Below are 20853 nucleotides of genomic sequence, written 5' to 3'. Positions count from 1 at the left end.
CTTTAAATTAAGCGGGTTTTAGCGTGGCCTGTTTCATCAATCGTCAAAATAAATTTTCTTCAATCTACCCTTGTGCAATCTTCTCACCTTAAACTGTAGCACTATCACTTTTTTAATTAAATTATTAAAAGATTTAGCTAATAAACTAAACTTTTCAATTATAAAAATAAACTTCCTCATAGTTCTCAATAGGTTTTTTTTTGATGAACATTACCCAAGATTTTAGTAATTTTAGCAAATCCGATCTCTTAACTTCACAACATTGATTTTCATCATATAAAAAATATATCTTAACCATTTCATTTATTAGTTCAACTCCATAAGAGTTACTGCTGATATCTATTTCATTTATTGTCGAGTTTTCCAACTTATTAATACAGTCATCTAGATATTCAATATGAGACTCTACAGATAAACCACCATCATCAATTAAATAAGAAACTATCATTTCCTCTTTAAAATTACTAGAATCATCAGACCTTATTGTTGCTACTAAATCTGATGCATTAGGATACCTAATATAATAAAATATTAAACTCATAATAAACCTTTTACTTACCATATAATGGATATACTGTTGTATTTGGTTGAGTATAACCTTCCACAACAACTCCTGATGTCTAGCAAAATACTCCTAATTACCCCTATTATTTCAAGTTGAAATAAAAAAGCATGCCTACAAGACATGCTTAATAAATGATTCAATCAATAGTTAAACTATTTTCAGTCAAAAAGACCTAATGTTATTTGCTTTAATTTCACTTCTTGATCAAACTCAAAATGAATATATTTATGATTATCAATTTTATATTTAATCCAATTAGTTCCAGAAAAGTCTGGAAGTCCAAAAACTTTTGTAACATCTACTTTTTTTGCACTTGGACTTAATCCATCAATTAAATATTCTTTTCTTAAATACGAATTGTATTCATCATTTGGGTTAATAAAGAAAAATATTGCCGATAGTTTCTTTTCTTCAAATAAATACTCAACACCGCCCTTAAAGAAACGGTAATAAGAGCTATCTTCAAAACTAGACTCATCATATTCAAAACTAGTCCCAATTAACATTATTGAATTTAACATTTCATCGTCGCCTTGAACTAAACCAAGACTATCCATGAATATAAGAATTTCTCCACTTAATAACTTTTCCACTAATAAATCCCCTTATCTTTATTTCGCTCTTTTAACTTGATGATTGCCTCATCAACAGCTTTCTGACTATGTCCTCTCTCTAAAAGGTTTTGCCGCAATACATCAATATCACAACGTTGAGCCTCGCATAAATTACTTGCATCCTTAACTATTTGCTCAGACGTATTCTTACCACCGTATGTTCTTCCAGCTTTGTGAGTTTCTCTCGAAATTTCTATAGTCGTTGCATCATTATATAATGCTTTTGCTTCATTATCCGTTAATTTACGCCCTAACTCATTCTCTTTCGCTTTTTTCAATGCAGCAAATGAAGGAATATGATCATGTTCTAAACCATCTCCAACTTGTGCTCTAGATTTTAACTCTTGATATGACCCAACCTCTAATTCTTTAACAGGATCCTTTTTACTATTGCTACCAATCCCAGCCGTACTAACCTCAACATCCTTACCATCGATCTTAGTTGTTTTAGCAACACCCTTACCAATACTACCTATGGCCATTGACTCAATGATATTCGTTAAGAATTTCGCTCCTTCTTTGCTTTTCGTGACATCTTGTGACCATTCAATCGTCTCTTGAGATTCCTTACTAATTTGTTCTTTTAAATTTGGATCAGAATAAACCGATATCTTTTCAGGACTAGTTCCATAAGCACTCGCTGTGAAATAGTTCGCAAGTTGATCGTTTCCTGCCTCTACATATTTCGCCGCATATTTTTGATATGCATCGGAAGCTAAAACATTCGCTAATGTTTTGGCTGGGCCTGTTAAAATTGTTCCTATGACCATAGATAATGTTTCAGGATCAACATCTACGCCATACTCTTCATATATGTGTTTCTGGAAATCACCATACTGCTTCGCAAGATCATATGATGCTGTTAAAAGCTGCATTCCTATAGTGGTATCAGGGGTTAATTTGGTTTGATACTCTCCTGCAATAGAAATAACCGAAACATCTCCAGCTTTGCTCACACTTGTATTTAATATCTCTTCAATTGAATATCCTTTACTCACTAAATCTTCAATCTGTCGATTAGCTTGAGCTAGATTTATAATTGAATCTTCAGCGACTTTACTTTTTGCAACTACAAAGAATTCTTCTTTTGTTCCACCATTCTTAATAAATTCTTTATATGCATTTGCAATTAAATCATCACCAACTAATTGATTCACTGATGTAAGAATTTTATTTTGAATCTGTGAATCCGGTAGTTTTAAAGCTAATTCATTAATACCATTACGTATATTTTCAGCTGATTTTTTTGCATTCTCAGGCAAATCCTTCTGCTGCTGAACAATCTCCGCTCTTCCACTTTCACTCAGTAATCGATGATCGACTGTTACACTACCATTTAACATTCCTGTAGTTTGATCGCGGGTAATCTCTTGGGTGCTATTAACATCACGATTGGTCAGTTCAGTTGTGTTTTTAACCGTACCAAGCCCCATCGTCGCTTTAGTTAACTGCTCCGTTTCCTGTCCATTGCTTTGTAAGCCAAGTGTGGTACTGCCATTCGGATATTTCCCTTTCTCACCATCTTTTTCTTGAGTAGTCTTACCAATTGTGGTCGAAACATTAAATCCACGGCTACTGTTATAGTTATGGTCTTGAAGGTCTTTGAGCTCTAACGCACCGCTATAATTCAGGTCTTTATGGTCAGTCAGTGTGCCATCTGCATTCTTAGTCGCATTTGCAATCACACCACCAATATTCGTAACCTGCTTAACTCCCATTCCATCAAGGTTTGCATCGTGGTCTTTATCACCGATAAGTAGCTTACTTGTGTTATTGACCCACGCACTGTCACTACTACCTTTGCTTTGGTTATAACTGGCACTAACATTACTGATACCACTTGAACCAAAACCAGCACCAATACTGCCACCTTTACTACTGTTACTACTTTTCGCCGTATCTTGTAAGCTTTCTACATGTATTTGATTGACCTGCAAGTTACCTCGGTCAGCAATTGAGACCTCTCCACCTTGAATATTTAACGTATTAAGCTGACCTTCTGTACGGTTCAAGTTAACTTCACTATTCACATGGGTGAGGCTTTCACTCTGTGATTTACTCGTTTGTTTACCAATTGAAGCACCACCGCCACCGCCATAGGTGTAACTCACACTCTGACTAGTGGTTTTACTACTACTCTCTTTTGAACCATGCTCTATACCCGCCGTTATATTCAGATCTTTGGTACCGTTGAAAGTCGTTGTACCCGTAGCACTTAAGCGACTGCCCTGAATATTGGCATTTTGATCTTCTGATTTAAGTGTCAGATTATTCAGGTCTAAATGACTACCTTGCCACTGTCCCTGAGTCGTAGTCGTTGTTGCTGTTGTTTCTATATGCTCTCCATTTGCACCAATAGTAAAACCATATGTTCCTGAATTTGCTGCTGCCGCTGCAACAGATGCAGCTACTGCAATTTGTGCGCTCGCTAAATTTGCTGTAGCCATCGCAACATTAGCTTTACTATCATCTAATGCTTCTTTGGTGAGTTTACCTGCTGCATAATCTCGCTGAGCTTGGCTATATGCATTCTTTGCATCTTTCAATGCCGATGCAGCATCTTTAATTGCAACCACTGCAAGAGCAGCATCTAAATAGGCATTCCTTACGCCGACTTCTGTACTTATTTTTTCATTTTTTGTTTTTTCTTCTGTAGTGGTTTTATTTTCATAACCACCAATATTAAGTTCTCCTCGACCATGGTCTATCGTGGTATCGCCTGTTGCCTTAATATTCTGTCCTAAAACATCTACTCCTTCTGTCCCTTTAATACTCAGGTTATCAGTATTAATAGTCCCTGCTTTATGAGTAGTTTCAGTCGTAGTTAAAGTATTTTTATCTTTTTCGGAAACAAAACCACCTAAACGTATACTATCTTTATTTAGCTTTACACCTAAACCTTCAATGGTTTCAATAGTATGACTACTACTTTCAATACTTTGTTCTTCAGCAGCATTTAACGTTACTTTTTGACCTGATAATGCCACATTCTTCGCAGTCAAATCTGCACTAGTTAAAGTCGTTTGACCCGATGAACCAACTGCAATATTTTCTGCACTTAAACTTGTGCCTGCTTGATGAGTCTCCTCAGTTCTATGACTATTTGATTCACCCACAGTCAGTTTTTTTTGCAAGTCCAAACCAGGGGCTGCTGCCTGTAATCCTGGTAAACCAATCGCTAGTCCTTTGACTAGTTCTTTAGCTATACCACGATATCCTTTTCGTTGCTCCTCCCACTGTTGATTATGAGTCTCTAATGTAGATAAAAGCACATTTTTAGGCATCACTGATCCATCAGCAGCTTTTAATGTTCCATCTGCTTGTCTTTGCATCAAGGTATTGCCTACATAAATGCTTTTTCCTGCCTCGGCATCAATCGCTTGCAGGGAGATATCATTCTTGGCATTGATATCAATATTGTTGCCAGCTTTCAGTTGGCTTTGTGCCACTTGTTGGTGAACATAACCGCTTTGACTACTACTACTTTTAATCCAGCTGGTTTTATGGCTACTGTCTTGCCCACTTTGTTCATTAATAGCTGAAGTCAAATGAACATTACCTTCATCGGCATGGATCTGGATGATATTCTCCGCCTGTCCTTGAAGGTTTGTGGTGTTAATATCTCCATGCGCACTATGCAAGATCAGGTTCTGTCCTGCATTGATCTGACTCGCTTGTGAAGAGCTGGTATTGGCATCATGGCTGCTGCCATTCTTTTTATTACCAGTCGTGTAGTGTTCTTCATTGAGACTACGCCCATCGTCCAGAGTCAGGTTGTGCTCTGCCAGAAGTGCAACATCACCTTGCTGGCTGCCCAGCTTGACCGCTGTACCATGAATGTTATTTCCAGTAATCACAGTATTGCCGACACTTGTGATACTACTGCCAATCTCCTGACTTGAGCCACTGCTGTAACGGCCCGAACCGGCCACACCATTATCATGTTGTTGTCCGACTTTAATGGTGCCTAGTTCAACATTTCCCTGAATTTGAATGAGACTGGCGCCATTACGGTTTTCTATTTGTGCTGCAGTTAGGGTGCTTTTCCCGCCAACATTCATCACTAAACTGACATTATTTGGGTCAATCGGGCCTGTACTATCCCCAACATAAAGTCCTGCAATTCGGTCAATACTGGTCTGACTTGTATAATTGCCACTGATTCCATTCATTCCACCCTGCCCAAACACAGGATTTCCACTAATCGAGGTGCTACTGGTGCTGACATGGTTAAAGTTGCCCCCGACATTTAACGCCATGGCACTGCCGGCTTTGAGTGTCCCCCCAATATTATTCAAGTCTTTTTGCGTGGTTAAAGCCACCTGATTGCCCTGAATGCGACCACCGATGTTATCGATTTGCTCAGCACTGATTTGTAATGCATGTCGCCCTGCAATGGTGGCTTCATTCAACACATTGCCTTTGAGCTTTAACTGGATATCATTGGCTGCAATTAAGCTGCCATCTCCAAGTAAATCTCCTGCTTTTGCCCGCACATAGACTTGTGGAACCAAGGCTCTGGTCGTCGTGCCATTGGTTAAAGTGACTTCTTTTTCAACCAACCAAACGATATCACTGGTCAACTCGGCCATTTGCGCAGCCGTTAATGCTACTCCTGGACGTAAACTATATTGCTGGGCAAAGGTAACACCTGCATCAAGCAGGGCTCTATATTGTTCTTCATCGCTATGATAACCCACCAAATATCGTGAGCCGGTCAACTTGGCAATCTGGTCTTGTACCTGACGTTGTTCATAGTAACCATCCCCCAGACGTTTTTGTTGAAAAGCCGGGTCAAGTCCTAATGCATTTAACATATAGTCCGACGATAACCACTGACGGTACTGGCTAAAGTCCGGATCCGTTTCAATGATATAACCTGAACGGCTATCTGGATTAATTCGATACAAGGCACTATTTGATATTTTTTGTCCATCTGTATTGATGGTCCGAATTTCATAACTTGGTGCTGTGACCGCTTTAGTACCTGTCGCTACACTGCTATTCGTCGCATTCGCTTGTGCTTGCTGCGCTTGCTCACCGGTCAGCATACTTGCTTGATTTACAGTCGTACTGTTCTTGACCTCACCATCTAGCCCTGAACCACCGATATTTCCCGTTTGAACCTTCAACGCGTCCAGAGGACCTGCACTGCCATGTTCTGGCCCAGCCAAAGACACAATCGTAATGCCGGAGTCAGTCACTTGAACACCACTCACTGCGGTTGAACCACTCACCTGACCAGTTTGCCCAATACTAACCTGTTGTTTTGCCACTGTAGTGGCGGTATCAACATTGAGCGCGGTATTGCTGTTACGGGTTGTATCGATCGTTGTATTTCCAGCACCCACAGTAGCCTGATCAATTGCCCCTGTACGATTCCCGACACCCTCTGCAGCATGTATATTTAAGCCCTGTTGACTACTATTTTTAATCGCTTCAACTTGAGTCGCCTCACCACCTTGTGCCGTCGTCCCATGGACTGTAGTGCTATTATTTAAGCTTTGCTGATCTTTACTTCGACCGTCTGTACCTGTTGCCGTTGCAATACCTGTCCCAATTTTATCCGTATTACGTGCATCAATGCTCGGATTAAGACGAATAACTTGCTGATGTCCCGTAATAGGCGCAGATGAGAACAGCTCAAGAGGCGTGGTCTTGGTCGGAATATTGGTGGTACTATCCTGTATACCAATATGGTCATGTCCACTTCCACCATAATAACCAACATAGTGATCAACTTGTCCTGAAATACGGGTCACCTGATCAACACTCATTCCTAAGTTCGCAATGCTTTGACCTTGGTCACCCAGCAGCGTTCCCCCGACTAAAATCTGACTCTTGTCATTATTGATCGCACCGCTAAAGCTTAAGTTCCCTCCAACACTGATCACACCAGCTGCTGAATTGGTTACATAAGGTGCCGTTACGGTTTGTGTACCGTAGGTATGGTCGTAGGTATCTGTAGTATAGAGTTTTCCATTCAATACCAAATAACCTTTGGTCATCTGGCCTCTTGAACTATCAGCATAATTACTGACAATAAAAAATTTCCCTTCAGATTGTGCAAGATAGTCTTCTAGCGAGCCATTACCATTTCGACTACTAAACTGCGGTAATGAACTTGAAGTTGATTCAAGATTACTACTCACTGCTGTGGTCGTACCACTTAAATGGCTCAATTGTGCTGCCATCTGTGCATACATGACATCGGTAATTAGGCTGTCCGCACCTGGATTATATCGACCGTTCAACCACATCCAACCCGGATTATTGGCCTTCATATCCCAATAGTCGATCTGTTCTGGTGCACTGCTGCGAATCTCGGTATTCACATACAGATTTTGGTTATTCACCTGATCGACATCCAGTCGCAAATTACCGTCCACATTGATGGTTGCACTACGGTTGTTCAACGTGCTGGCTTGCCCCGTCACTTGTCGGTTGCTATCCAATGCTCCGCCAATGTGCATATCACCCAGTGAAATGATCTGTGCACCGTTATTTGTACCCTGCATGCCCTTATTTTGGTCTGTCGGGTTTTCCATGTTGTTGAGGGTTTGTACCCCTAACAACATATCACCCCGAGAGGCAATCACCGGAGCAACGCCACTGCTATTCGGCGCATTATTTAAGGTATTAGCACCTATCGCTAAACTCGTGCCATAAATTCGTCCTGTTCCCGTATTATTTACCGTATTGGCACGTAAAGTGGTCAATTCACCATTGATCAGTCCCTGATTATTAATCTGTTGTTGTGCACTTAATTGTGTGTCATAACTTTCCAGTCGTGCCGTGCTGTTATTTAAACCGTTGTTGATATTGGCTGCATTCAAGCTTAATGTCTGGCCCGCCTGAATCACGCCATCATTGTTAATATCCCCAGTCGTATTCAGCATTAAATGACCATTGGCTTGTAGTTGACTACTGTTATCTGCCGTTTGTGTATAACTACTTCCCAAGTTGAGCGTCGCATCTCCCAAACTTAAGATTCGACCATCACTACTTAAAGATTGACTGCTTAAGTCAAGCTGCTTTCCTGCACTTAGTAAACCTTGACTGTTGGTGACGACCAAACCACCACTTGTAGTACTGCCGACTACACTCAACAGGTTCTGCCCACTGATACTGCCCTGATTGTTATTCAATTGCTGAACAATATTAAACACTGCACGATCATTGGCACGAATTGCACCAGACTGGTTATTTAAGCTGTTTACATTGAGATTAACCGTCGTTGCATCTATACCCTGTGTACCTAAATTGTTATTGGTATTCTGGTTATCGAGTACATTGCTGGTCAAATTCAGTTGATTCGCTGCAACCAGATGACCGCCTTGATTGTTGATAGTGTCAAGATGTACGCTGATATCATGTCCAGCATTGACTTGTCCGGACTGATCATTTAACAACATACTGCCAGAGGCACCATTGCTTTGTAGATTTAAATCATGTGCAGCAATCAGTTGTCCATGACTGTTCAGGACCTGATCTACATTGCTATTTAGGTCATTGCCACTTGCGATATAACCTGACGTATTATCCAGCTGACTGATTTGATTCAGGGTTAAATCACCACGACTGAGTATCCCACCGGTGTCACCGCTATTTTGGTTGTTCAAGGCTTGGCCATGCGTATTAATGCTCAACAGAGCACCCGATTGAATTAAGCCACTCTGTCCATTATCTAATGCACCAGAAGAAAGCTGAATACCCGTTCCACTGATTTGACCTTGCTGGTTTTGTAATGCCTGACCACGGCTGTCTATTGATAGCGCCTGATTGGCAAATATATGGCCTGTTTGATTATCAATACCTGTCGCTGCAATGCTTGCATTCTGGCCTGATTGCAAATCACCACGCTGATTAGACAATACACCTGATCCGGCATCGACATTTAAGTCACCATTTACACTCCCAATGTGACCAGTATCATTAATCAAACCATTACTATTGACCGTGACATTGTTAATTGCAGCGATCTTCCCTGCTGTATTATCAATCTTTTGAACTGTATTTAAGGTGGCAGTATTTTTACTATGAATATCACCATGGTCATTCTGAATTGAGCCACTGCTGATATTGAGCTGATTTGAACTGCTGATTTGTCCATTCTGGCGATTATCCAATATCCCGCTTTGTTTGAGTACAATGTCTGGTGATACGCTATTATTTAAGCCTTGGGTCAGAATAATACCACCTAAGTTGCTGAGGTCAGACGATTGGCTATAAATACTACCGCTGTCCGCAACAATTTGTCCGTAATCGTTATTCAGACGGTGTTGACTATTTAGCTCAATGTTTTGAGCAGCATGAATATACCCACCATTTGAGCTATCAATACCATCGGCACTGAGCTGAATACTGCGACCTGCTTGCAGAGAGCTGCCCTGATTAGTTAGAGCACCACGACCTGCATCAATATTGAGATTGCCATAAACACTACCAATTTGAGAGACATCCATACTGCCAGCAGCATTGCTCACTGCATTGTTATTAAGTCCATTGCTGTGAAGGTTCACATCATTGAATGCTGCAATATGTCCACCAACATTATTAATCTCTTGGTTGATCGAAACAGCCAAGGTATTTTGTGCACTGAGATCACCATGGTCATTATTAAGTGAGTCACTCTCTATACTTAAGTTTGTAGCTGACTGAAGCTGTCCATGCTGATTCGTTAGTGCTCCACTTGTGACAATGCCTAAGTCATCCAGACTATTCATTAACCCCTGATCATTGTTCACTTCAGTGCTATGTATGGACAGGGTTTTCCCTGCAACAATTGCGCCCTGCTGGTTGTTTAAGCTCTGCTGACTAATGAGTTGCAGTTTTCCACCAGCTTTGATCCCGTTAGACTGAGCAGCACTGAGGGTATGACTATTATCAATACTCCCCGACTCAATATTCAGATCAGTTGCGGCTTGTAATAGACCTTGCTGGCTATTGTTGAGCAGGCCTGTCCCTATATTGAGGTTCAGCATGCCTTGTTGGCTACCAATTCGCCCAGCATTGTAATTATCCAGCCCGTCTGAGTGAATACTCAGGTCCTGTTTGGCAATAATCTGACCTGCGTCGCTGTTGCTTAGCACTTGATCACTGTTGATATTTAACTGAGCCTGTGTGTTGATTTCACCTTGTCCCGAGTTATCAATTCCTGCTGCATGCAAATCCATGTTGCCAGCCGATAATAGCTGACCAGCATGGTTAGTCAAACTGCCCAATCCAGCATCGACCTGTAGCTGTCCACTGGCACTACCGATGAGACCTGAGTCATTGATCAAACCAGTGCTGTTTATGCCAATATCCTGATTGGCAGTAATTTTGCCTGCAGTATTATTGATGCCTTGTTTGGTTTGTATGCTTGCCATCTCTTGGGCAAGAAGAGTACCAAAGTGATTGTCCACTGAATCACTAGATATATTGAGGCGATTGCCACTACTGATCGTACCTGACTGGCTGTTATCCAGAGTATCCTTCAGGGTCAGATCAATATCATGGTTTAGATAGGTTTCAATCAATCCCTGTTGGTTATTCAAACCATTAGCTGTAGCATTAATATTGCCTGTTGCTGATACGATTTGCCCATGATTCTGATTACCGAGCGTACCTTGAGTTTGTATCGTAATGTCATTTTGAGCATTGATTTTACCAGCATTCGAATTGTCGATATTCAGTGCATTTAACTGGACAGTGGTGGCAGCCAAAAGTTTACCACCCCGATTGCTCAAGCTATCTTGTCCGGCATCAATGCTTAATGCATCATGAACACTGCCGATCTGTCCAGCCACAAGATGACCTTCTGCATCCACAGCAGCATCATTGATTAAACCATTGCTATGAATATTAACGGTGTTTCCAGCAGCAATATGACCCGCAGTGTTATCAATACGTTGTGCAGTGGTCACGCTCAATGTATCTTGCGAAGCCATACTGCCAAACTGATTATTGATTAAGCTACTGCTGATACTGAGCGAGTGTCCACTATTTATTTGCCCTGCCGTTCCATTGAATGCACTGTTATCCAAGATCCCCTTTACATTCAAATGGATATCATGGTCTGGATAGGTTTGTATCACCCCCCCCTGGTTACCGAACTGGTTGGCTATAACACTGATATCACCTGCACCAGATACAATTTGTCCCTTATTCTGGTTGTTTATTTCACCCAGGCTTTGAATCTGAATATCGTTGTGTGCATTGATGATACCAGCATTCGAGTTATCAATATCCGCAGCTTTTAAATCAGCTGTTGTTGCCGCCAAAAGCTGACCACCTTGCTGGTTATTTAACAAACCTTGGTCAGCATCAATATTCAATGCACCACTTACACTCCCAACCAAACCTTGCTGTGCATTATCTAGCCCTTGGCTGCTCACCTGAACATCATGATTCGCAGTGATTTGTCCGGCGCGATTATTTACCAATTGGCTACTTTGAATATTCAAAGCACCTTGGGTTTTTATCTGCCCATCAGCTGAGTTATCTATACCAGCGGCATGAAGTGTACTATCCATGGTCGCTTGAATAAGCCCACTTTGACTGTTATTGAGCAGTCCTGTACCCGCATCTAACCACACTTGCCCTTGCAGACTGGCAATCTGTCCACTCTGGCTATTGTTTAATCCTTGACTTTGTAAATGAACATCGCGGTTGGCAATCATATGGCCAGTACGGTTATTGATCAGCCCAATACTGGTAATGGTCAACTTATTCTGTGCTGACATACGGCCCTGTTCATTATTCAATGAACCACTATGTAGCGTCAGATCAGTACCTGCCAGTAATTGTCCGCCCTGATTGGATAGGCTCCCTTGTCCTGCATCAATGTCAAGTAAACCCTGAACACTACTGATTTGTCCTGCAACCATTTTCCCAGAACGATCTACAGCATCATTGCTGAGTCCCTGACTACTCATCGTGATGTCATGATTCGCTGCAATAGCCCCTGCTGTATTATCAATGCTTTGAGCGGCATGAATGCTTGCACTATTTTGTGCGGTGATACTGCCAGACTGGTTATTGATTACACCGCTATTGATGGTCAGTGTGTTTCCACTACCGATCATACCCGTCTGGCTGTTATCCAGTAAATCAGAAACAGATAACCCCACGTCAAAACCGGAGTTGCTTTGAATGCGACCTGTCTGATTATTTAAATCACTCGCTATGACGTTTATATTGCCTGCTGTGCTTGCAATTTGACCGGTCTGATTAATCAATGCCTTTTGGCTCGATAATGAAATATCCCCAACAGCCTCAATTGAGCCAGCAGTATTATCAATACTGTTTGCAGACAAGTTTAGCGTCTTAGCAGATTGTAAATGTCCACCTTGGCTACTTAAGATGCCACGACCAGCCTCAATCGCAAGTAAACCCTGAGCACTACCAATCATCCCCTGATTATTATTCAGGCCCTGACTCGTCAGGTTGACATCCCCATTAGCGACAATGTTGCCTGCAGTATTATTGATATCCTGAGCGGTTTTTACTGTTGCAGTCCCTTGCGCACTGATTTGCCCCGTACTGTTATTCAGTTGACCCAATTGCAACAGTGCATTGGCACCACTGAGGATCTGCCCCTTTTGGCCGTTGTCCAGCATCCCAATGATGGTTAGATGAATGTCGTTGTCAGGATTCGTCTGGATCAAGCCGTCCTGATTATTCAGCGTCGCAGCAGATGCATTGATCGTACCTGTTGCCGACTCAATTTGACCACCTTGGTTGACCAACCCAGTTTGACTAGTTAATAGCACATTACCCTGTGCATCAATAAGGCCCGATGTGTTATCGATATCATGGGCAATGACTGTAGCTGTAGTTGCAGCTTGTAATTTACCGCTTCGACTCGATAAAGCTCCATTGCCCGTGTTGAGATTCAATAAGCCGTTGGCACTGCCGATTTGACCCAGGTTGTTATTTAAACCTTCGCTGGTCACATTTAAATTGTTGTTAGCAATCAGGCGACCACTTTGGTTCGTGATGATCTGACGACTATCTACAGTTGCAGTGCCTTGTGAGCTGATATTACCAGCAGTGTTATCAATCCCTACTGCGGTTAAAGCAATGGCAGTTCCCGCTTGTATACGACCAGACTGATTACTCATGGCAGCATTGCCTGCATTGGCATTGATTACACCAGTGATACTACCAATTTCACCAGCATGATTACTCAGACCTTGGCTCGACAAATTAACATCATTGTTGGCAATGATACTTCCCGTATCATTATTAATCAGACCTGTGCTGTTTAAGGTCACAGCATTCAATGCACTTATCAAACCCTGAGCAGTGTTATTGATACTCGCTGCTGCTGCAGTCAAATTGGTGCCAGCTTGTAATGTTCCTGCTTGAGAGCTTAAGACACCTGCGCCAGCATCGATACTCAATAGACCTTTTGCACTTGAAATTTTACCTGCATCGTTATTCACGCCCACACTCGTGGTGGTGACATCATCATAAGCAACAATACTGCCGTTGTTATTGTTGATATCCTGAGTAATATTTAAATTTGCCGTACTTTGTGCAGTGATTTGTCCACTATTGTTATTGAGTTGTCCAGCAGATATCCCAATACGGTGACCAGAATTAATCTGCCCTTGCTGACGATTATCAAAAAGGTCCGAAACAGTAAGCGTAATGTCATGTTGCGGATTACTCAGAATGAGACCTGCTTGATTATCTAAACTGTTCGCTGTTGCAGTAATGTTTCCAGCGGTAGTAACAATGTGACCACTCTGGTTATTCAGGGCTGTCGCGCTGATGATCTGTATATCATCCTGTGCCTGAATAGAACCCAATGTATTATCAATGTCAGCAGCATTGAGGTCTAAGCGGGTTGCTGCCTGTAAAGTACCATGCTGGTTACTCAGCAAACCTTGTCCAGCATCTACCGTAAGTTGCCCCTGAACACTCCCGATCGTTCCCTGATCATTGATGATACTGGTACGGTTGAGTCCTTGATTACTCACATTGACATCAGCATTTGCAATAATACTTCCCGCAGTATTATCAAGACCATGGTCAGCTTTTACAGTTGCCAGACCTTGTGCAGACAAATGCCCATGCTCATTGTTCATGGAACCACTAGCAATCATTAAATCATGACCACTCTGTAGCTGACCACCCTGACTGTTATCTAACTGACCTGTAATATTTAAGCTTAAGTCATATCCACCACGGGTTTGTAATGTACCACCACGGTTATCAAATTGGCTCGCATCTAAATGAAAGTCTGTGCCCATTTTAATGGTACCAGCAGTATTCATCAGCCAAGGGGTGGTTGAAGGTAGGGTGGATTGGCCGGTCTGGATTGGTCCACTCATCTGTAATCGGCCTGCCGAATCAATCGTACCCGAGCTATTATCAATCCCACTTGTAATCAGGTTCATATTACGACCGGATTGCAATAAACCTGCCTGGTTAGTCAAAGCCAAACGACCCGCATTGATATTTAATTCATCTTGAATACTCGCGATAACACCGTGATTATTATTTAAACCCTGACTGCTGAGTAAGACTGCCTTGTTCGCAATGATCTGGCCTGAACTGTTATCAATGTCCTGACCTGCCGTCACCTCTATCGAACCCTGGGCATTGATCAAGCCGGACTGGGTCTTTAACTGGCCTGCCTGAACCTTGATATCTTTACCTGACTGTAAAGAACCTGACTGGTTGCTCAATACACCTGTACCAGCATTTAGTATTAATTTGCCTTCTACTGAACCAATTTCACCTGCGTCATTATTAAGTTCTTGAGAAGAAACGCCAACATCGGCATTTGCAATGATTTTTCCAGAGTGGTTATTGATGAGCCCTAAGCTTGTTAAAGTCAAAGCATTCTGTGCAGAGATTTTCCCAGCCATACTGTTATTGATAGAACCAGCATGAATGTTATTGTTCAGACCTGCATAAATTTGACCTGATTGGCTGTTATCGAGTAAACCCGCTACATCAAGCTGCAGATCATGATCCGCTGCAGAACTTAACTGGCCACCCTGATTATTTAGGCTACCCGCAGTAATATAAAGTGCTGTTGGACTTTGAATAAATCCTAACTGGTTATTGATTTGGTCTCTAATGGCTAATGTAAGCGGTTTTAATGTTCCACGTTGGATCATTTGCCCTTTTTGGTGACTCAAGTTATACGCGGTAATATTAATTTGATCTGCTGATGTAATAGCACCATCTAGTATAGCTTGCTCTGTAGCTAATACTAATTGTCCATTACTCAGAATCTTACCTTGGGCTCCCTGCAATTGATTACTATTGATATTCAATTGCTGATTTCCAGAGTGAATAATTTGGCCTGCTTCATTGTTTAGAATAGAAGTATTTAACCGCATTAAAGCTGCATTACTACTAATTTTACCTGATTTATTATTTAGACCATTTACAAAGTTCAGAGTAAATTCGTTATTTCCAGTATGCTGAATTTTTCCTTGGCTATTATCTAGTTGTTGAGCAGAAAGAATAATATCCTGACTATTTAACTGTCCTTGCTGATTATTGATCAGATTCTGGCTGGTCAGTTTGAGTTGATCTTGAGCAACAACTGTCGCTGCCTGAGTTGAAATATCTGTACCAGCGTTCAATGCAATCGTTTTCGATTGTAATTGTCCCTGTGCTGCATCAATCGTCCCTGTCGCATTAATCTGGATATGCTGGCCTGCGAATGTTTGGCCATGTAAACCAGCCCGATCCACATTGATCGTAAGCATACCCGTATCAGCTAATTTACCTTCACGATCTAGGCCCGCGGCAATTAAACCATTCTGTGCATGTTCTAATGCTGAGCTTGTGATTTTTATATTTTCCCCAGCCGCCAAAGAACCAGAATTTTGAATATATTTTCCTGTAACCGTTAAATCCTTATCCGCATAAATACCACCGTTGTTTTTAAGCTGATCATGTTGCAATTGAACAGTTGTCGCCTGTAATTGCCCTTGATCATTGTCAAATTGCTGAGCAGTACTGTTTAAATTTTGCTTGGCAATAATAGCTCCTTGGCTATTATTGACAGTGCCGTGTTGCTGTTGAATTTGATTGCCAATGATTTGCCCAGATGTATTATTCAGCGTTTGGCTATTTAAATTTAAATCAGTTTTTGCCTGTATAAACCCCTCTGTATTATCAATCGCTTGATTAGCTTTGATATTTACAGATTGGTTTTCTGAATAAACCACACCAAACTGGTTGTTTAAATCGCCTGCACTTACCTGAACATTGTCACCACTAGCAACGTAGCCCTTACTATTATTTAACTCACCACCTATAGCTAAATCGAGCTGCCCAATTGACTGGATCTTACCACTTTGGTTATTGGCATTCTGACTTTGAATTTTTAGTGTGCTACTCGATGCCAACTGACCTTGCTGGTTGGTAAAACCTAACGTTTGAATATCGGCCTGTTTAACATTCAACTGGCCTAGATCATTATTGAAGTTGCTGCCTTTAATGGTGGCATTACCTAAATTCAGTTGCCCACCTTGGTTATCCAAACCATTTTGACTCTCTAAATCGACACCGCCATTGGCAATGATCGTTCCCTGATCATTACCCAATACACCCGAAACATGAATGAAGCCAGTATCATAAGTTTTTGGGGTGGTATCTATTGGAGGAACAACACCGAGACGTCCTCCATCCTGTGCTGGATCAACAGGAACCGTTGGAACTATTACCGTACTACCTGTATTACCGGAGCTATTTCCAGCTGTACCACCACTCGTATTACTCTTGGCAACTCCAATTTTACCACCTAGGTTGGTCATTGAACCCGACTTTAAATCAAGTCCTTGCAAACCTGTTTGTTCAATAGAACCGCTATTTTTTAAACTACTCGCATCAATAGCAACGCGAGCAGCATTCAATGTGCCACTATTACTTAAACTATTTTGTTGATTAAGATGTAACTCATCAGCACTACTGATTAAACCAGAGTTCTCTAGATTTTGACTTTCAATAGAAATTTGTGAAGTTGCGCTACTTACATTACCCGTATTTTGAATATTTTGAGCTTTTAGCTGTACCTGATCTTTATTCGCGATCAAGTTACCATTATTGACTAAATCACCATTTGCATTTAGTGTCAGAGTACCTTGAGTACTATTTATCGTACCTGCGTTACGTACACCTAGCCCTTGCTCTGTTCCCACTAAAAAGATTTTTCCAGCATACATCCCACCGAGTTGGCCTACATCTAAAGCAAAGCTTGGCGGAGGCGTGGTTGTAGGTCCTGTTGTTGCCGTGATTTGAGGAGCTACTTGATCTTTGACTTGAATATCATTTTGTCCAAGTACCGTATTAAGCTCATTTGCATATAGACCAGCATTGACTTTTAAAGCACGCGCATAAATATCTGTATAAGGGGTTAAACTTCCATTTAAACCTTTACCTTCAATCGTGACCTGCCCCTCGCGGACACGGAATGATTCAAGATAACCTTGATTCATCACCGATTGACCCGTAGTTAAAGTAAAGCGATCTGCATTAATCACACCACAGCCATCACATATCAAACCAGATGGATTCGCAATAACAACTTGTGCTTGTTTTCCGGCAACTTCAATATAGCCTTTGAGTTGACTTGGATTATTACTATTCACTTCATTCAAAATAACTTTGGCTTCGCCTTTTGCAAGCCATGGGTTACCTTGCACCCAGCCTCCTAATTGAGTTTGGGTGTTATTTCGTGAGTTATTTAAAATAGCGCCTTCTTGCCCAACATCAAACTGTGTATAGGTATTACGTGAAACACCACCAGCGCTTGGTGTCTGAATATTGACCTGAGTCGTCCCATTTGCACTCGTTAAAATTGTCGGCTGCTGCGATGTTGGCGCGCCTTTATCTGCAATAATCTGGGTTTCAGCCACACTGCTCATTGGCAAGCTAATCACCAATGCTCCCAAACAACCAATCACAGCAAAGTTGAGTGGATTTAACTTCTTATAATGAATAGGTAGAACCGAGACTGTAGTCGAATCTGTTCCAGATGTCCCCTGACTTTGCCCTGCTTGCTTGGTTTTGCTTTTTACAATCTCGGCAACAGCAATAAACATCCCACGAGCATGACTAAAAATAATACGATAACGATTCTTATTCACTTTAAAGTCTCACTAAATTTTTATGTAATCAAATAAATATGTAATTGGGAGAGGATGGATTAGTAAGTCCAGTTCACACTAAATCCAGTCGTGTAATCATCCGTTTCAAAGTGATCTGGCTTTTTCAACGGTGCTCCGACAAAAGCGTCATAATTCAAACGTAAGGGAGCAATTTGACCACGCAACCCGATAACTGCACCTAATAAACTCGTGCCTGGTAAAGGATTTGGATAATGTGCAGTTTTTCCACCAACCTCTCCGTAATCGATACCTGCGTACCAAGAGTGTGGTTTATTCATGATTGAGCCACTTAGTTCATTGCGAACTAAAAAACCATTATCAGCTAATAAAGTTTGCTCACCATCAAAGCCTCTTACGGTATAACGGTTTCCAATTGAAAATCTGTCTTGAGGAGTTAAAGGTTGATTGCTGTGTTGAGTACGCCATTCAGCTAAATATTGCAGATTTTGCTGACTCACTTTAAAAGGAACTTGTAAACTAGCATTGGCTTGTAAAATCCCCACACGCGTATAAGCTTCACCAAAGTCTTCTTCTGGTGCTCTCATCGCATTCAACCAACCTGTACCACGTTTATAAGTCACATTGCCGCTTAAAGTAGCGTTAGAAAAATATTCAGTATGATCAAGGGTTGCTTTCCAACCCGCAGTTTTACGGCGTTGTACTTCAACTTCTACATCATTAATATAGTTTTGTGATTCACGATACCATCCTCCAAAACCCAAGGTTGTTTTCCGATGTGCGTCCCGATAAATTACTCGTGATAGATCTGCATTAATGAGTTCACTTTTACCGCTATATTGATAAGTTTCACTACTTCCAGCGACTGTTTGCAGGTAATTAGAGCGACTATAACTGGTTGAAAATAACCAATAATCAAATGGAATAGTATAACTTGCATAAAAGCCATCAGTACCATGTTTACCAGAGTTTCCACCGCCTAAATCATGGTTATAACTGATATAAAACAAATCATTTAAAGTCAGCACATCATCAAGTGATAAAGTCGCTGTGCCTTGATATTTTCCGGTCGCCTCACTCCCTGAATCATCAACCCCTATATGTAAGCGATAAGGTTTAGCCTGTTGCCACGCCAAAACCACATCACTATAGCCTGGTTCTTTTTTTTGTTCTGCTGGCTGGATTTTAAAGTCAGCTTCAACCGTTGGCACTCGTTTAAAGTTTTCTAAACCTTGCTCCATATCACGAATATTTAACAGCTCACCCGACTTTATCGGTAAAGCATTCCATAAATGTGCACGTTTAGAAGTACCATCAGCGAACTTAATCTGATCCACTCGTCCTGGAATAACACGAACACGCACCGTACCAGATGCAATATTTTGCTGAGGAAGCAGAACACGTGTGGTCACATAACCGTTTGCTATAATTTTATTTTGTACAAGATCAAGCGCCTGGTTTAGTCCATTTACCCCTAAACATCTTCCAATAATATTGTTCTTGCCAGTCGTAATCACATTAAAAGAAGAAATGAATTGATGGGCTTCTTCGCCTTCTAAAAGTATTTTCTTAATTTCAAAACAAGGTGTTTCACTGTTAGAGCGTAAATATTGTAATTGCTGAGCTGAAATCTTATTTTGTTCTTGCCCTAGATTTACGTTTACATTCGGCTGAATTTGTTTTTCTAATGCAGTGTCACGCTGTTGTTGTCGAATGGTTTGGTCAGCTTGAATTCTCTGGCCAATCGGATCACCTGAGTCCGCAGCATAACTTAAGCCCCCCATTAGCGATAAGCAGATGAATAAGACGCTTTTATTAAATTTTTTATAGTTCAACATATAAATCAAATCAAAATTTACTTTAATTAATCATATTTTAACAAAACATTAACAAAGTAAAAATACTTTATACAGATTAGTCTGTATGAAATTAAATTTTATTTAATATTAGTAATAATTTTTAAGAAAATTTAATTAGAAAATATACGAGATAAAAAAAAGCCCCTCTAACAGGAGCTTTTTTGAATCTTGGCAGAGGATCAAGGATTCGAACCTTGACGAACGGTTTTGGAGACCGTCATGCTACCATTACACCAATCCTCTATATGAATAATTAAACCCTTTAGATTTAATCATAAAAAAAGCAAGATCATCGTCTTGCTTTTTTCAATGGTGGGGGCGAAGAGACTCGAACTCTTACACCTTGCGGCGCTGGAACCTAAATCCAGTGCGTCTACCAATTTCGCCACGCCCCCATCTGAGACATTTATTTAAAATAAATGTGGCAGAGGATCAAGGATTCGAACCTTGACGAACGGTTTTGGAGACCGTCATGCTACCATTACACCAATCCTCTTCCAAGATTTAAATGACTTAACATTCAAATCAACTTTAAGTCTTAACTTAAAGTGGTGGGGGCGAAGAGACTCGAACTCTTACACCTTGCGGCGCTGGAACCTAAATCCAGTGCGTCTACCAATTTCGCCACGCCCCCGATGGCTGTGTATATTAGCGATAAGATCTAACAGTGACAAGTGTTTTTTTTCTAAAAAAAACTGACCGTGTAAATTGTATACAGATACTAGATCAAT

At 41.1% G+C, this 20853-nt stretch carries 4 protein-coding genes and 4 tRNA genes; all 8 read right to left on the bottom strand.

The window, feature by feature from the left end:
• Positions 1-154: 154 nt before the first annotated feature.
• The 8 genes from AC1PJ9_RS11255 to AC1PJ9_RS11220 all read right to left on the bottom strand — a co-directional run bounded on the left by AC1PJ9_RS11255 (position 155) and on the right by AC1PJ9_RS11220 (position 20756).
• Positions 155-541, bottom strand: a complete 387-nt coding sequence (locus tag AC1PJ9_RS11255; RefSeq protein WP_311087314.1) for a DUF5376 family protein — start codon at positions 539-541, stop codon at positions 155-157.
• Between the two features lie 182 nt (positions 542-723).
• Positions 724-1158, bottom strand: coding sequence for a hypothetical protein (locus tag AC1PJ9_RS11250; RefSeq protein WP_086223485.1), 435 nt, complete (start codon positions 1156-1158; stop codon positions 724-726).
• Complete coding sequence (locus tag AC1PJ9_RS11245) at positions 1158-18284, bottom strand: ESPR-type extended signal peptide-containing protein (protein WP_311087313.1); 17127 nt, start codon at positions 18282-18284, stop codon at positions 1158-1160. The genes AC1PJ9_RS11250 and AC1PJ9_RS11245 overlap by 1 nt, the downstream gene beginning before the upstream one ends.
• A gap of 59 nt (positions 18285-18343) precedes the next feature.
• Entirely contained in the window at positions 18344-20101 is a 1758-nt protein-coding gene (locus tag AC1PJ9_RS11240) for a ShlB/FhaC/HecB family hemolysin secretion/activation protein (protein ID WP_311087312.1), read from the bottom strand.
• 190 nt (positions 20102-20291) lie between these two features.
• Positions 20292-20365, bottom strand: a tRNA-Trp gene (locus tag AC1PJ9_RS11235).
• Positions 20366-20432: 67 nt separating this feature from the next.
• Positions 20433-20517 (bottom strand) — tRNA-Leu (locus tag AC1PJ9_RS11230).
• Between the two features lie 27 nt (positions 20518-20544).
• Positions 20545-20618, bottom strand: a tRNA-Trp gene (locus tag AC1PJ9_RS11225).
• 53 nt (positions 20619-20671) lie between these two features.
• Positions 20672-20756: transfer RNA gene (locus AC1PJ9_RS11220), tRNA-Leu, on the bottom strand.
• Between the last annotated feature and the right edge of the window lie 97 nt (positions 20757-20853).

This window comes from Acinetobacter sp. 70_2, assembly GCF_056736115.1.
This window is presented reverse-complemented; position numbering and strand designations above follow the sequence as displayed.

Coding starts and splice junctions, on each gene's coding strand:
- AC1PJ9_RS11255 (WP_311087314.1), bottom strand. CDS start 541: ATGAGTTTAATATTTTATTATATTAGGTATCCTAATGCATCAGATTTA.
- AC1PJ9_RS11240 (WP_311087312.1), bottom strand. CDS start 20,101: ATGTTGAACTATAAAAAATTTAATAAAAGCGTCTTATTCATCTGCTTA.